Here is a 12,975-nt window from a genome sequence, read left to right as displayed (position 1 = left end):
CAAAACCCGAACCAGACACTCAACAGTGGTGCTCCAATGACCTGTATCTTTTATTGGCGGAGAACGAAGCTGTACGCACACTCAAACACTGGCCAAGAACACGGCTGACCTAAGGGTACTTGATGCTGATTTTGCCGGTCAAACACGCTTATGGTGTGTGCCGGGTTATCCCACGCTAATGGCGTGAAGCATCCTATTTTACCTAATTATATTAACTAGTTAGGCTTCATATTCCATGGAGGTCACTCTTAGTGCAGGTCCGTGACACGCTCAGAAATCATGGAGAGGAGCAGTTTCTCATAGGCATCAATTGCACGTTCCTGAGAGAAATCACGTGCTCTGGTGGCCAAAGTGTCGTCAGATCTGTCGCACTTCACTGCGGCGAGGATCGCTTCTGATAGTTTGTCTGCGTCACCTGATGGAACAAGCCAGCCATTGCGGACATCGCTCAATACTTCGCGGGCACCTGCGCCGCTGTCGAGCGCAATGATGGGTGTTCCCAAGGCCATTGCCCGCACTAGCTCTCCGGACACGCTGTCTTGCTGAGATGTTGAGACGTACACGTTGGCCGCTCTCAGGAACCTCTCCGGTTTGGTGACTTCACCCGGCATGGTGACGATATCATCGAGCGCCAGATTGGAAGCCAGCAGCTGGAGCTCTTCCTGCTCCTCTCCCTTGCCCAACAGATACGCCCGCAGATTATCCTTGTATCGGCTGAGCGCCATGGCGCGGAGGAGCTGGTGATGGGCATGGCGACTGGACGGGGCCCCGACACTTATCACCTTGCTGGTGCCGTGGGTTTCGAACCACTCCTCTTCAATCGGCTCTGCTGCCGTTTCAAACACATTCATTTCAACAAGAGGATTGTAGATGACACTGATCTTTTCTTTGGGCACCTGCTCGCAAAGATCAACGACATGTTCGATAGACTTGAGTGTACAAATCACCCGCTCTGCTTCACGATAAATCAGCGGCACTGCTATGGTGGCTGCGCTCTTTTGGGTTTTCAGTGCAAGACGATCTGAAATGGTAACCGATGAATGGAGCGTGATCGCCACAGGCACCTTCAAACGCGAGCGTGTTTTGACGGCGGACAAGCAGGCTATGTTGCTGCCTGTGCCGTGAGAGAGAATAATATCCGGCTTCTCTTTTTCGACCAGTCTGGCAACGCCTGCTGCAGCTGCGGCGGCTCTGGCCTTTTCCAGAAAGACCGGTGTAATTCGTGGTGAGTAGTGGGACAGGTCTCTTGGTTTGCCCGTCAGGGTGATCAGAGTGATGTTGTGTTGACGCGCAGCAAGGCCGTTGGAGACCACCTCGGTGATCTCAGTAATGTCTTCATCAAGGAAGCTTTCCTGTACTATAAAGAGCTTCATGACGCGCCCCCGGCCCACCGGTCGAACAGATGCGCCTCCAGACACTCGAAAATCTGGTTTTAAGAGCACGCACCGAAGCTCAATCTAGAAATCTACGGTGTTGTTCTCAATCTGGTTGATTTGATACCCGATTATCTCCCAATGCATTTATCAGGGTAATTCCTTACTTGGCACCCTATCTCCTGCCTATCTGGATCTGTCTGCACAAGCTTAGTGGTTTTAGTGGTTTCTACCGTGGGTATGAAAAAGAATCACATTGCTGCAGCACAATGCTTTTTTCTGCATCCCAGTGTTGATTTACCCTTTAAAAATTAGGTGCTCCCGCCTATTGTGCGCGGCAGCAAATTCAGTTCAAACGTGTAGATTAAGCCTCCTATGAACACCAAGGCCAACTATGTGCTCACCCTTTCCTGCGGAGACAGAAAAGGGATCGTAGCAGCGGTTGCAAACTCAATCGCTTCTCAAAACTGCAACATCTGTGAAAGCGCTCAGTACGGCGATGCAGAGACAGATCGCTTTTTTATGCGCATCTCTTTCAACGCACCGGACGGGATGACCAAAGAACAGTTTGAAGAGGGCTTTGGCCCTGTTGCAACGGGCTATGGTTTTGACTGGAAGGTGCACGATCTTTCCAAAAAACCTCGTGTTCTGGTGCTGGTCTCACAGATGGGGCACTGTCTGAACGACCTGCTCTACCGCAATTCCACTGGCCAGCTGCCGATGGATCTTGTGGCGGTTGCATCCAACCACACCAAGTATCAGTCCCGCGTTGAGCATGAGCAGATTGCCTTTCACTACCTGCCAGTGACCAAAGAGACCAAAGCGGAACAGGAAGCCCAGATTGTTGATCTGGTAGAGCGCGAAAACATCGATCTGGTGGTGCTGGCGCGTTACATGCAGATTCTTTCCAATGAGCTCTGTGAGAAGCTTGCAGGCAAGGTGATCAATATCCACCATTCTTTCCTGCCAAGCTTTATAGGTGCAAAACCGTATCACCGGGCCCATGCACGCGGCGTCAAGATGGTTGGAGCCACCGCGCACTATGTAACCGCAGACCTTGACGAAGGACCAATCATCGAGCAAGACGTGAGCCGGGTTGAACACTTCCATTCGGTGAACGAACTCATCGCCCAGGGGCGTGATACGGAAAGTCAGGTTCTTGCTCGCGCTGTCCGCTATCATCTGGAGCACCGAATTCTCCTTAACGGTGACCGTACCGTGATCTTTAAATAGGACTTGCCATGAGTGAGGCTCTTATTATCGACGGCAAAGCTATTGCTGCATCTGTCACCGACGAGATTGCTGCACGTGCTGCACGCCTTGAATCTGAGACAGGTATTAAGCCGGGTTTGGCTGTTGTGATTGTGGGTGAAGACCCTGCCAGTCAGGTTTATGTACGCAACAAGGGCCGAACCGCAAAAGCATGTGGTTTCAACTCCGTCACACACACGCTATCAGCTGATGTAAATGAGGAAGAGCTTCTGACTCTTGTGACATCACTGAACGAAGATGACACCATTCATGGTATTCTGGTTCAGTTGCCTTTGCCAAAGCACATCAGTGAAAATAAGGTCCTCGATCTCATTAAGCCTGAGAAAGACGTCGACGGGTTCCACCCGATCAATGTTGGCCTGCTGGGCAGTGGCAATACTGACCGGGCGCTTGTGCCATGCACCCCTGCTGGCAGCGTGTTGCTGGCAAAGAAAGCACTTGGCGATAATCTTTCCGGCAAAACCGCTGTGATCGTCGGGCGCTCCAACATTGTTGGCAAGCCGATTGCTCAGCTGCTGTTGCAAGAGCACTGCACGGTGACAATTGCTCACTCCCGCACCAAAGATCTTCCTGATGTGGTTCGTTCTGCAGATATTGTTATTGCTGCCGTGGGACGTCCGCAGATGATCAAGGGCGACTGGTTGAAGCTGGGCGCGACGGTCATTGACGTGGGCATCAACCGCATTCCAGCACCTGAAAAGGGCGAAGGCAAAACCCGTTTAGTGGGCGATGTGGCGTTTGATGAAGCACTCGGTCACACAGCTGCTATCACCCCGGTTCCACGTGGTGTAGGGCCTATGACCATCGCGATGCTGATGAGCAATACCCTGACTGCTGCACGCCGGCTGATGGGGTTGGACGAAGAGCCGCCGCTCTTTGAAGCCCTGAACAGCTAAGCCATTCCGCCAGACAGGCAGACACTCCTTGTTTTCCGGTTTGCCTGTTCAGTTAAAATAGATCCATAGATAAGGCTCCGAAACACCTTCGGGGCCTTTGTTATTTGTAGTGGTGCTCAAGTTCAGATCACGTCTGCAGTTTGTTTTATTTGCATTCCCCCACCCTAATGTTTCTTTCAGCACATCTCAGGTGTTGGCGACTCGCTAGCTTCCTCTCAAGCAACGTAATTGAGGGGATGCACGATGCATCATGTGGACCGTATCGTCCCAGTTATTCGCGAGACGCTTGGTCTGCCGGAGTTGAAGTTTGACGAAGCCGGGCATGTGGACCTGCTTTTTGAGGACAGCTTTTCTGGTGTCTTGAGCCGCATTGACGGCAACAATCTGGAATTCAGTTTCTATCTGCCGGGTCTGGACATCAACCAACCCCACATCCTGAAAGCAATGCTTGCTGCCAACTGTCTTGGCACATCGACCGCAGCCGGACGTCTGGCCATTGATGAAGACAAGATGCAGGCACTTTACTGCGAGCGCTGGTGCCTCTCTGACGTGCAGGAGGACACAGTTCCTGAACGTCTGATCGATGCCGTTTCAACGGCTGCCTTCTGGCTTGCTGAGGGCACAAACACCTTACTTCAGAATGACTTCGTATAAACGCGTAGCAACACATTTGAGTGCTGAAAAGAACAGAGTAGCTGCAAGAGGAATACTAGTCTGATCTTAACAGCAGGAAATATTTAAGCAGAAAGATTCGTCTGCTTCAGAAAAGTCGAGATAGCAATGCGTCAACTACTGGATGAACTCTTCAACGAGATCGGGCGAAGGATTGGCCTTGATGGACTGTGTTTGGATGAAGACAACACGCTCTTGCTTGGACTGGAGCAAGAACTCTTCATGACTGTGCAGTGGCGCGATGAGACGCAGACGCTCTTGTTCAATGCAGTGTTGTGTACGCAGCCTTGCGATAATCAGGAGAAGATGAAGGCCCTGATGCAGACGAACTGTGTTCTCACACACGGACACGGCATGAGCTTCAACCTTGATCCGGCGACAGACCATATCAACCTGTCTCAGGTGGTTAGCATTACCGACAAATCTTCCTTCACGCTGCAAGAAAAGCTGGATCTGTTCATTAGCACCTCTGCTGCCTGGCATGAGCGATTGAGCAGCACTGCCCCTCTTCAAATGGACTGGCAACATTCTGCCAGTGTTGCAGACGAGTCTTCTTTTGAAACTTTGGGTATGAGAGTATGACCAATATTAACCTCGCACATTTTCAAAATGTAGCCGAAAGCGCTGCTTTACTCGGCAATCTGGACCAAAAGCTAACTGTTACAGACACGGGAGCTCTGCAAACACGTGAAGCAAGCTCCAGCCTCGCCGGGAAATTGATTTCCTGGCACAAATTGAGCTCTTCTGAAGGCACTGCCAAAGCTCAGGATCAGGGCGCATTCCGCACTGCACTGCAAGATAAATTTGGCAAGGAGCTTGGTGATCAAGCTTACAAACACGCCTGCACAGCTTGCGGTTACACCGATGGCAAAGCCCACAGCCTAACGGCCGAGCAGATTACAACTGGCATTGATTTCGCTGTAAGGCATAAGCATGAAGCCGAAGCACAGAACAAGAGTATTATTGAATATTTTGAACAGAACCCAGAGCAGTTGTTGACCGTTGGTCTAACCCGCGTAAATGGCAGCAAAAACGAGATCAACAAGCTGATTGCGAACAGGACGTCCCAGGACTTTGATAACAACGTGCACGGCAAAGTAGAGCACGAGCTGGCGGGTGCGTTTAAGCAGAACCTCAGAGATAACATGAGTGACACTGAGTTAGCGAAGGTGTTGGACTTCGTGAAAAGTTATGATCCAGTCCTCGAAAATCTGCCTGCGCTGAATGAGTTACCAGAAATGGTGCAAGACACAGTAAAGTTTTCTGCGATGATCGCGAACAAAGCAGATGTTAACAAAATGCAACCCTCAAACCTTTCCATCGTATTTGGCCCTAATGTCGTAAAAGATGATAGCTTAGCCCCTATGGAGCAAATTGGTCTCATTGAGGTTGGAAACAAATTCTTTGCTGCGTTGGTTGAACGCGAGCTGCCTGACGATTACTATTTACGTATACCGAAAAACGATTAAGCAAAAAAGGCCGCTGAGACAAAAACTCAGCGGCCTTTTTTTGTATCCCTATGGCTGGATTACTTGCTTAGTTTTTCAGCCATGATCTGGATTGTTTTGACATATACGCCAGCGCGGTTCCAGGAGCGGATCACCTCATAGTTAGGTGTGCCCGGTCCCCAAGGTTGACCCGGCCGCCAGCCGTAAGACATGAGGAAGTGCGCGGTGGAAGCCAAAGTATCTGAGGTGTTGTACAGCAGATCCCGTTTGCCATCGCCGCTGTAGTCAATCGCGAACTTGATGTAGGAGGATGCGAGGAATTGGGTCTGACCCAACTCACCTGCCCAGGCTCCCTTCATTTCGCTCGGCTTCAAGTCGCCCTTCTGGACGATGAGCAGCGCATGATAGAGCTCGTTGCGGAAGAAATCAGCACGGCGGCAGTCATAAGCCAACGTTGCCAGAGAGCGTATGGTGCTCATATTGCCTATGCCACGACCATAACCAGTCTCAAGCCCCCAGATGGCGGTGATGATCTCACGCGGAACGCCAAATTCGTTCTCGATGCGATTGAAAAGCCGGTCGTGCTTTTTCATCAACTTGCGGCCCTTATTAATGAGCGCATTGTTGACGCGGAGCTTGTAAAACTCGTCGAAGCTGAGTTTGAAAGATTTCTGGTTCCGGTCATACCCAATCACCTTGCGGTTATAGGTTATGCCATTCAAGGATCTGTTCAAAGTAGCCTTTGAAATGCCCTGAGACTGGAGCGTCTTTTTATAGGACGCCAACCAGCGGTCAAAGCCCGCCCCTGTATCGCCACAGGTTGCAGCTTGAGCAGAAGACACGCCTAGCAACACCAGACCAGCGCCAAGTAATAGCCCGGCTTTTCTGGTTTTGAACTTAACCTTGTCAATAAATGATTCGAACACCCCAAACTCCTGCATGTTCACTAAGCAATTTTGATCGTTCTAACGAATAAAAGTAGCCAAATTGGCGGATAACTGAAAATTTTTGCAGTCCTAATATATTTATTCGCATTTTAACCTTGATCCTAACACCGGCATGTGTCCAACTAAAGGCCGTACACATAACTGTTTTCAACATGCCTGATCGTTTTGGACAACCTATAGGCGCATAATTAAGGACAAGCTAACACTTAGCTGGACTTACGCAGGGGAAGTTATGCACTTAGACGTTCACCTCAATGAGGTGAGTCTCCAGGTTGGGATTTAGTGGTGAAGACAGACTTGGGGACAGGGCAACGTAAAGGTTTCCCATTGGGATATAACGGAGGAATGGGTATGAAATCCATCAAAACCATCGCTGCAACTGCAGTATTGGCAGCAGCAATGAGCACAACTGCTATGGCAGCGGACTTTAAGCCTGCAGTTATCTTTGACATGGGCGGCAAGTTCGACAAGTCATTCAACGAAGCTGCCTATAATGGTGCTGAGGCTTTCAAGGCTGAGACCGGTATCGAGTATCGCGAATTTGAGATCTCCAACGCTTCCCAGCGTGAGCAGGCTCTTCGCAACTTCGCTCGTCGTGGCATGAACCCAATCGTAGCGATGGGCTTTGCGCAGGCTGCTCCAGTTGAAAAAGTTGCTAAAGAATTCCCAGATGTCAGCTTTGCTATCATCGACTCTGTTGTAGATCTGCCAAACGTACGTTCTGTTGTCTTTAAAGAGCAGGAAGGTTCTTACCTTGTTGGTATGATGGCAATGCTCGCATCCGAGACCGGCAAGGTTGGCTTTGTAGGCGGCATGGACATTCCGCTGATCTCCAAGTTCTCCTGTGGTTACAAGCAGGGCGCACTGACCACCAACAAAGACGGTGAAGTCTTCGCAAACATGACTGGTACTACTCCAGCTGCATGGAACGATCCGGTTAAAGGCGGTGAGCTTGCTAAGTCTCACTTCGCACGAGGCGCAGACGTAATCTTTGCTGCTGCTGGCGGTACCGGCCTTGGTGTTCTTCAGGCAGCTGTTGATGAAGACAAGAAGTTCATCGGCGTTGACTCCAACCAGAACCACCTGGCTCCAGGCAAAGTGCTGACCTCCATGGTTAAGCGCGTTGACGTAGCTGTTGCAAATGCATTCATGGATGCAAAAGAAGGCAACTTCACAACTGGCATCCAGTCTCTTGGCCTTGCTGAAGACGGTGTTGGCTATGCAATGGACGAAAACAACGCTCCACTGGTTAGCGAAGAAATGAAAGCAGCTGTTGAAGCAGCTCGCGCAGACATCATTTCCGGCAAAATCACCGTTCATGACTACATGAGCGACATGGCTTGCCCATACTAAGATTTGCTTAGTATGGTCAGATATTAGCCCCTGCCTGAACACAGGCAGGGGCTTTTTTATGCTCTACCCCACCATTGGCCTTGGGGTTTGTATCTCTTCCAGATGTTCGATTGATGCTTTCAGAAGAGATATCGCTTCTTCAAAGTGCTTATGATGCGCGATCGTTGACAGGCTGACCCGCAATGCGTTGATGTCCGTGCGCGGCATAGCCTGAAAATTGCGATGTGACAGCACTTCCACGCCTCTCAAAAGAGCCGCTTGCGCCACCAGCTCCGCACTTTGCTGTTGGGGGAGTTGCAGCCATGTGAAGAGTTTCTCCTCCCCCCCTTGTAGCGTGTTCTCCGGAAACACCTCTTTTATGTACTGGTAGCGCTGTCTGAGAACTTCTCGTTTTCTTTGCAGTGTTTCTTGCAGTTCCCCACCTGTAATCCATCTGGACACGATCTCTACATTGAGCGGGGCTGCCATCCATGTGCTCTCGCCGATGGCGTTGGCAAAAGCCGTTTTGACATTGCCCGGCACATGGATGTAGCCGGTGCGCAACCCGGCTGACATGACTTTGGACGGGGAGCCAATCAGGACAGTGTTCTCGGGCACCAGCTCCAAGAAGCTCTTCTGCTTGCAAGAAATGAAGGGCGTATAGGGATCGTCCTCAATGACGGTGAGGTTATGCTTTTCAATCACAGTTGCCAGTCGCTGGCGCTCGGCGTTACTCAATGTATGAGTTGTCGGATTTTGTGCGTTCGGTATCAGAAAAACACCGCGGATATCATGTTTGGTGCACGCATCCTCCAGCGCCTCAGCAGACATAGACCCCATATGCCCCTTCTCATCCCGTTCAGCTTCGATGGGTACAATTTGCAAGCCCAGAGCCGGTAGAACAGACAGAATGGGCGGATAGATCATCTCGTCTACTGCAATGGCATCGCCTCGGTTGAACATAGCCAACATGGCGATCTGAATGCCGTGTTGCGCCCCGCATGTAACCAGTGTCTGGCTGGCATTTGCCGGAGCGCCATAAAACTCTGAGAGAAACTGAGCGCCTATCTCCCTATGATAGAACGTTCCCTCAGACGGGCCATATTCGTTCAGGGAGTTGACCAGAGGATCATCGCTCAATTCCCTGAGCATTTGCCCCAGATCCGGGTTCAGGTGAGCGAGGCCCAAATTGCGAGCTAAATCATAGCTCTGAATGCCTTCGGTGTTGGGCATCAGCATCAGCGGTGAGTGCACATTGGCGGTCTTGGCAACGAATGTACCCCTGCCCGTTTCTCCCCGCACCAGCTTTTTCCGCTCAGCCTCGGCATAAGCCCGCGTGATTGTACCAAGTGTTACGCCGAGCTGATAGGCAAGCTCGCGCTGAGGCGGAAGCTTGTCACCTTCCACAAGGCGGCCAGTTTGAATGTCTTGTTCCAAAGCCGTTGCAATACTTAGGTATTTTGGGCTTGAGAGCTTGTTTGGGTCAGGCTTCCACATTGTATTCATAACAATAAAGAGATTGATAGATACGATCGATACAATAATTTAGCACATCGTGTAGATTGTATCAATTGACTGGAATAACAATATGGATTGGGCAACACTCAGCGCATTCGCGATTTTTGTAGCCATTATGACCGGCACTCCGGGCCCGGGAAACCTCACCTTCATGGCGATTGGTGCCAGCGCGGGTTATCGCACTGCTTTTCCGGTTATCATTGCGGCAGAGCTGGGCAGCCTACTGCTCAACCTCTGTGTGGCTTTCGGACTGGGACAGTTGATGGCGCGCGGGGGGCTGATGGTCAACGCCTTCAAGTTTACCTCCATGGCCTACATGACCTATCTGGCCTGGCGCATTGTGCAGTTGAACATCAAGCCAAAGGGCGAAGTTAGCTTGCCGACATTTTGGGAAGGTTTGCTCATTCATCCACTTAGCCCCAAAACCTGGGCAATGAGCCTGGTGGCGTTTACCAGCTTCTTCGCGGCCAATGGTATGGGGCTTTATGAGAATGCGGCGATCCTGACAACTGGCTTTTTGATCGGCGGCATGATCTCTCACAGTGTGTGGGCAATGGTTGGGGTTTCAATTCTTAAGGTGATTGGCGAAGGCGTTTTGATGCGCGGCATCACAATAGCTATGGCTATCGCGATGCTTGCAGCAACTGTTTGGTCCTTGCTTCTCTAATTGTTTTCACTGGTGGCGCGAGGCAAGCGCTGCCAGTGTTCCTTCCAATATACGTTCCACTTTAGGGCGGTCTGCCCGCTCCATGATGCCGATAATGGGTGCCTGCGTTTTACCCTCGTGATCCAGAATAGTCGCACCGCGGGCAAACTCTCCACCTGTTTCAACGAGTACGCCGCAAACAATGGTTCGGGCTATGACCTCAGAGTCCAACAGGGCAGCAGCGGCCAATGGATCAGGCAGGATGAGAAGGTCTTCGTGGTACCACGTCTTGCCACGCTCTCGCATAAACGTACACATATGCTCTGCAAACTTGGCTGGTATCGTGTCCCCCAAACGTTCAAATATACCATCGACCACATCCCCCGGGAGGGCATCATGGAGGCTCGGTTCCCATGGAATGAGCGTTGTGTTGATCGCCTGCGAAAACACTGCTTTTGCCGCTTCCGGGTCGCAGAGGATGTTGAACTCAGCTGCGGGAGTAACGTTGCCGCGTCCGTGGCAGGTTCCACCCATAGACCAGATGCGATCAACTCCTTCGACCAGATCCGGCTCCTCGCGCAAGACTTCTGCCAGATTTGTGAGTGGTCCAATGGTCAAGATCTGAAGCTTTGGCCCACCCAGCGCAGCTTTGCGCAGAACATCCCGGAGAGCATTGTGTGCTGTCTCACCTGAATGCCTCAGGAGGTGCTGAGGGCGTTCCACACCGCCTAAACCGTCTGGCCCATGAACATAAACAGCATCAATACGCTCGCCGGAAATTGGATCAGAGGCGCCTTTATGAACGGGAATGTCTGCATTGCAGATGGCGAGCGTGTCCAGAATGTTCTTTGTTGCCTGCTCCAGATCGACATTGCCGAATGTAGTCGTGATGAAGTCTATCTTCTTGCCTGAGCCGATGAGCATCATGAGTGCGATAGCGTCGTCAACACCGCCATCCGTGTCCACTGCAAAAACAAAATTATCCGGCACGTCATTCTCCTGGCACGCCTTGTTGGCAGTGCATATCCATCAATCAAACTCAGTTTCAGCATTCTGCATTGGTGAGCAAGCCCTCGTTTCCTCAGGTCTTCAGGCCACCCTGCTGCCATCCGTTTGTCGCGGACGATACCACGAAGGGTTATTCAAATGATTTAACTGCACATTTGTTAAACTCAGTCGGCTTGCAATATCCCCCTAGGGGGGATAATAGTGAAACATGACTGAAAAGCACACACACCAGTCCCATCCGGGAATTGTTAATAGGCTTAAACGCGCTGACGGGCACCTCAAATCCATTATCAGCATGATCGAGGATGGTCGCCCATGTGTGGAAATAGCTCAGCAACTTCATGCAGTTGAGAAAGCTGTCATGCAGGCAAAGAAGACCCTGATCTACGATCATCTCGATCATTGCCTCGACGACACAGTCAACAATCCGGATGCAAATTCCGAGCAGACGATTGAAGAGTTCAAAGCAATCTCCCGTTACCTCTAGGGGGATATAGTCAACTCAAGAAAACAAGAAGCCAAAGGAGTTTCCGCGTGCTGTCCGTACTCGCGAACCGAACCTATCGCCACCTGTTTCTTGCTCAAGTCATTGCCTTGTTTGGTACTGGTCTTGCCACTGTCGCCCTGAGTCTTCTGGCGTTTAACATCGCCGGAGAAGACGCCGGTTCAGTGCTTGGAACTGCCTTTGCGATCAAGATGATTGCCTATGTTGGGCTGGCCCCGATTGCAGCTGCGTTTGTTGAACGGTTGCCGCGACGTGCTGTGCTGGTGGGGCTGGATCTCATCCGTGCAGCGGTTGCTCTTGCGCTGCCGTTTGTGACTGAGATCTGGCAAATCTACCTGCTTATATTTGTGCTGCAGTCCGCTTCCGCTGCTTTTACGCCCGCATTTCAAGCGGTTATTCCTGACGTATTGCCAGAAGAGAAAGACTACACCAACGCTCTGTCCTTGAGCCGCCTTGCTTATGATCTTGAGAACCTGCTCAGCCCGACGATCGCGGCTGGCTTGCTATTGGTAATCAATTTTCATGGTCTGTTTGGTGGTACGGTGATCGGTTTCCTCGCCTCTGCAGCACTTGTCGTTTCCGTCACCTTGCCAAAGCTCAAACCTGTCGAGAACCAGCGTACAGTCAAGCGCATGACGCAAGGCACTCGTATCTATCTCAGTACCCCTCGCCTGCGCGGAATGCTTGCTGTTTATCTTGCTGTCGCGGCTGGCGGGTCCATGGTGATTGTGAATACGGTGGTGATTGTACAAGGCACGTTTGGCCTGCAAGCTGATGATGTTGCCATTGCTCTTGCTTGTTTTGGTGCAGGCTCCATGATTACAGCGCTCAGCCTTCCTAAAGTTCTGGAGCGCTTTAAAGACAGAAGCGTCATGATCCTTGGCGCCAGTATCATGGCCGTTTGCCTCAGCTTCGGGTTTATGTTGAGCAGCTTTACGCAGTTGCTTCCGCTCTGGTTCCTGATGGGCCTTGGCTATTCCGCGGCACAAACACCCTCTGGTCGGGTTTTACGACGCTCTGCGAGAGGTGGAGATCTTCCGTCAGTGTTTGCAAGCCAGTTTGCGCTCAGCCATGTATGCTGGCTGATTGGTTATCCAATGGCTGGCTGGGTTGGCGCTCGTTTGGGCATTCCGGTCAGTTTTCTCTTCATGGCAGTATTGGCGTGGATCAGTGTTTTCGCAGCAATGCTGCTGTGGCCGAGCAAGGATGCAAAGAAGTTGCGACATTCCCACGAGGACCTGCCAGACAATGATCCTCATTGGTCAAAGGGCGTCGACAAAGTAGGCAAGAGCCACGTGCACGAGTTCAAGATTGACGACCTACACACACGATGGCCTAGCAGCCTATAAAGCAGCTGT

The 12,975-nt window shown here is 51.2% G+C and carries 13 protein-coding genes; 9 read left to right on the top strand and 4 right to left on the bottom strand.

All coding sequences use genetic code 11. The features are described from left to right. Window positions 1–248: 248 nt before the first annotated feature. A complete protein-coding gene (locus tag DHN43_RS23120) occupies window positions 249–1,373 on the bottom strand; it encodes a glycosyltransferase (protein ID WP_057464789.1) in 1,125 nt (374 codons plus the stop codon). A gap of 375 nt (window positions 1,374–1,748) precedes the next feature. Here DHN43_RS23120 and purU point away from each other — a divergent pair, with 375 nt between their 5' ends. The 5 genes from purU (at window position 1,749) to DHN43_RS23095 (ending at window position 5,682) form a co-directional block, all read left to right on the top strand. Further along, a complete protein-coding gene (gene purU / locus DHN43_RS23115) occupies window positions 1,749–2,606 on the top strand; it encodes a formyltetrahydrofolate deformylase (protein ID WP_057464790.1) in 858 nt (285 codons plus the stop codon). 8 nt (window positions 2,607–2,614) lie between these two features. Further along, window positions 2,615–3,541, top strand: a complete 927-nt coding sequence (gene folD / locus DHN43_RS23110; protein WP_108820209.1) for a bifunctional methylenetetrahydrofolate dehydrogenase/methenyltetrahydrofolate cyclohydrolase FolD — start codon at window positions 2,615–2,617, stop codon at window positions 3,539–3,541. 243 nt (window positions 3,542–3,784) lie between these two features. Continuing rightward, window positions 3,785–4,195 (top strand): type III secretion system chaperone, encoded by a 411-nt coding sequence (locus tag DHN43_RS23105; RefSeq protein ID WP_108820208.1) that lies wholly within the window; start codon window positions 3,785–3,787, stop codon window positions 4,193–4,195. A 126-nt stretch (window positions 4,196–4,321) separates the two neighbouring features. Then, window positions 4,322–4,795, top strand: coding sequence for a type III secretion system chaperone (locus DHN43_RS23100; protein ID WP_108820207.1), 474 nt, complete (start codon window positions 4,322–4,324; stop codon window positions 4,793–4,795). After that, on the top strand, window positions 4,792–5,682 hold the full coding sequence (locus DHN43_RS23095) for a Rho GTPase-activating protein (RefSeq protein ID WP_108820206.1): 891 nt from the start codon (window positions 4,792–4,794) through the stop codon (window positions 5,680–5,682). Before DHN43_RS23100 ends, DHN43_RS23095 begins: the two co-directional genes overlap by 4 nt. 59 nt (window positions 5,683–5,741) lie before the next feature. Here the strand turns inward: DHN43_RS23095 and DHN43_RS23090 are convergent, their stop codons facing one another. Continuing rightward, a complete protein-coding gene (locus DHN43_RS23090) occupies window positions 5,742–6,608 on the bottom strand; it encodes a lytic murein transglycosylase (RefSeq protein WP_108820205.1) in 867 nt (288 codons plus the stop codon). 351 nt (window positions 6,609–6,959) lie between these two features. Between DHN43_RS23090 and DHN43_RS23085 the strand changes: the two genes are divergently transcribed. Next, on the top strand, window positions 6,960–7,961 hold the full coding sequence (locus DHN43_RS23085; RefSeq protein ID WP_057464795.1) for a BMP family lipoprotein: 1,002 nt from the start codon (window positions 6,960–6,962) through the stop codon (window positions 7,959–7,961). Window positions 7,962–8,024: 63 nt separating this feature from the next. On the opposite strand, the gene DHN43_RS23080 is transcribed toward DHN43_RS23085, so the two are convergent. Beyond that, on the bottom strand, window positions 8,025–9,437 hold the full coding sequence (locus tag DHN43_RS23080) for an aminotransferase-like domain-containing protein (RefSeq protein WP_108820204.1): 1,413 nt from the start codon (window positions 9,435–9,437) through the stop codon (window positions 8,025–8,027). Between the two features lie 91 nt (window positions 9,438–9,528). On the opposite strand from DHN43_RS23080, the gene DHN43_RS23075 reads away from it, so the two are divergent. Next, window positions 9,529–10,125: a LysE family translocator gene (locus DHN43_RS23075; protein ID WP_108820203.1), complete on the top strand. Its 597-nt coding sequence runs from the start codon at window positions 9,529–9,531 to the stop codon at window positions 10,123–10,125. 6 nt (window positions 10,126–10,131) lie between these two features. Here the strand turns inward: DHN43_RS23075 and DHN43_RS23070 are convergent, their stop codons facing one another. After that, entirely contained in the window at window positions 10,132–11,094 is a 963-nt protein-coding gene (locus tag DHN43_RS23070) for a nucleoside hydrolase (protein WP_063286898.1), read from the bottom strand. 226 nt (window positions 11,095–11,320) lie between these two features. Here DHN43_RS23070 and DHN43_RS23065 point away from each other — a divergent pair, with 226 nt between their 5' ends. Both DHN43_RS23065 and DHN43_RS23060 read left to right on the top strand, forming a co-directional pair. Further along, window positions 11,321–11,599, top strand: coding sequence for a metal-sensing transcriptional repressor (locus DHN43_RS23065; RefSeq protein WP_108820202.1), 279 nt, complete (start codon window positions 11,321–11,323; stop codon window positions 11,597–11,599). A 47-nt stretch (window positions 11,600–11,646) separates the two neighbouring features. Then, window positions 11,647–12,966, top strand: a complete 1,320-nt coding sequence (locus DHN43_RS23060; protein ID WP_063317601.1) for an MFS transporter — start codon at window positions 11,647–11,649, stop codon at window positions 12,964–12,966. The last annotated feature ends 9 nt before the right edge of the window (window positions 12,967–12,975 follow it).

This window comes from Pseudovibrio sp. Alg231-02, from assembly GCF_900143565.1.
GTDB lineage: Bacteria > Pseudomonadota > Alphaproteobacteria > Rhizobiales > Stappiaceae > Pseudovibrio.
This window is presented reverse-complemented; position numbering and strand designations above follow the sequence as displayed.